Source organism: Gammaproteobacteria bacterium (assembly GCA_013696315.1).
Classification (GTDB): Bacteria; Pseudomonadota; Gammaproteobacteria; order JACCYU01; family JACCYU01; genus JACCYU01.
This window is the reverse complement of sequence record JACCYU010000230.1, coordinates 1-2163: the sequence shown is the minus strand read 5'-3', so window position 1 is coordinate 2163 and position 2163 is coordinate 1. Positions and strand designations below refer to the sequence as shown.

General features: G+C 62.7%; 2 protein-coding genes. Both read left to right on the top strand.

Going from position 1 to position 2163, the window contains the following annotated elements; genetic code table 11:
* Positions 1 to 374 precede the first annotated feature (374 nt).
* The gene (locus H0V34_13575; GenBank protein ID MBA2492673.1) at positions 375 to 1388 is read left to right on the top strand and encodes a GlxA family transcriptional regulator; all 1014 of its coding nucleotides are present in this window, start codon (positions 375 to 377) and stop codon (positions 1386 to 1388) included.
* A 217-nt stretch (positions 1389 to 1605) separates the two neighbouring features.
* The coding region (gene djlA, locus H0V34_13570) for a co-chaperone DjlA (protein ID MBA2492672.1) at positions 1606 to 2163 on the top strand (558 nt) is incomplete at its 3' end.

Sequence of the window (2163 nt, the reverse complement as noted above, 5' to 3'; positions counted from 1 at the left end):
GTGCGTGCTCGCGCCGATCTTCAAGCAGCGTCCCGCGCGTGCCCGGCCGCCGTGCGCGCGCGGGCAGGGGAGCGTCGCCGGGATCGATCGCTTACGCGCCATACGCGAGGCGCCGGTCAGCCGCGGTCAACGCATCGAGGGCGCACAGCCAGACGAGGCCGCCCGCGCCATTCTTGACCATCTGACGGCTAAGGGCGTCTTGAGAACTGACAGAACGCGCTGACCCCGGCACGATAATGAATGCGTGCCAGCCGCGATTGTCTGGGTACTCTTAATTCAACTCACTTGGCGTCCTTGCGCGCTCAGCGCTATTATATTGTCTCAGGCTCTAAAGACGGCTCGGTGTCACGAAGCCGCAGAGGGGGGATAATAATATGGCGAATGGCGCCGCTGTAGCCGTGCGCGTGGGTTTTCTGCAATTGCCCCGTTACTCCATGATCGCTTTTGCAAGCGCGATTGAGCCCTTGCGCATGGCGAATCACCTGAGCGGGCAATTGCTTTATCAGTGGACCACAGTAACATTCGACGGCGAGCCGGTCGCCGCCAGCAATGGCTTGTCGCTCGCGGTCGGCACCGATATTTATCAGGCGGAACAGCCGGACATGCTGTTCGTCTGCGGCGGCATGGATGTGCGCCTGTCGTTTGACAAACCCATAATCAACTGGCTGCACCGGCTGGCGCATCGGCATGTGATTCTCGGTGGACTGTGTACCGGTTCCTATCTGCTGGCGCGCGCCGGTCTGCTGGACGGTTACCGCGCCACCATCCACTGGCAGAACATCGCCGGTATGCGCGAGGAATTTCCCCGCATCGACTCCACCGATGAATTGTTCGTTATGGATCGGGATCGCTACACCTGCTCGGGCGGCATCGCCCCGCTGGACATGATGCTGACGCTGATCAGCCAGCAGCAGGGCATCGAACTCGCCGCCGGCATCTCCGAGGAATTCATTCACGAACGCATCCGGAATTTTCACGACCATCAGCGGGATCCACTGCGCCTGCGCATTGGCCTCGGGCAGCCGAAACTGATCGAGGCGGTGTCCCTGATGGAGGCCAATGTCGAGGAGCCGCTAACTCTGGACGATCTCGCGCGCCATGTTCACGTATCGCGTCGGCAACTGGAGCGTTTGTTCAAGCAGTACCTCAAGTGCGCGCCCACCCGGTACTATCTCAAGCTGCGGCTGACGCGCGCGCGGCAGTTTCTGTTGCAGACCACCATGCCGATCGCGGATGTAACCTTGGCCTGCGGTTTCGTTTCCGCTCCGCACTTCAGCAAGTGCTACCGGGATCTTTTCGGCGTGCCGCCCAGCCACGAGCGCCGGCCGCGCGAGCTTTCCGCAATACAGGATACACGCCGCATTGCCGGTCATCGGGCCGGAGGGTAGCAGTCACCGGTCCGCACTCGCCAATGCAGGGGACCGCTGAAAGCGTCCATTCAGAAGCAGCGGCTGCTGACCAAAGATGTGTTGCGATGCTGGCCGCATAGCGTCGGCCTGTCCGCGGCGCCGGGTTGCACTACACTACACGTCCTGATTTTCACAGCCTTTATCAATTCACTTCGAGGGATCCCCGCATAGCATGACCTGGACTGGCAGGATTGTAATGACGTTGTTCGGATACCTGGCCGCGGGTATCTGGGGCGCCGCGCTCGGCCTTGTGGCGGGCTACTGGGTAGACCGCGCGCGTGCGACGCCGCGCGCGGGGGCCGGCGGCACGACCTCGATTCAGCATGTCTTTTTCGAGACCACGTTCAGCGTCATGGGCCACTTGAGCAAGGCCGATGGCGCGGTGACGCAGGCCGAAATCGGCGTCGCCGAGGCGCTTATGGCGCGCATGTCGCTGTCCGCACAGGCGCGTGAGGAGGCCATTGCGTGCTTTAATCGCGGCAAGCGTGATGATTTCGAGCTCGACGCCGCGCTGGATCGCTTTCGCCGCGCCTGCCGCTGGCAGCCCAATCTGGTGCGCGTGTTTCTGGAAATCCAATTGCAGACCGCGTTTGCCGACGGCAACGTCAACGTCGCCGAGCGTGGCCTGCTGCTGCGCATCGCCGAGCGGCTGGGTTTGACACAGCAGGAATTCGCGCGCCTGGAGGCGCTGCTGCGCGGCTGGTACGCTCGCGGCCGTGGCGCGCCAGCGGATCGTGATACGCTTGAAGATGCC

Bases quoted from the DNA above. Each gene is read 5' to 3' on its own strand.
- H0V34_13575 (MBA2492673.1), top strand. From the start codon at position 375: ATGGCGAATGGCGCCGCTGTAGCCGTGCGCGTGGGTTTTCTGCAATTG.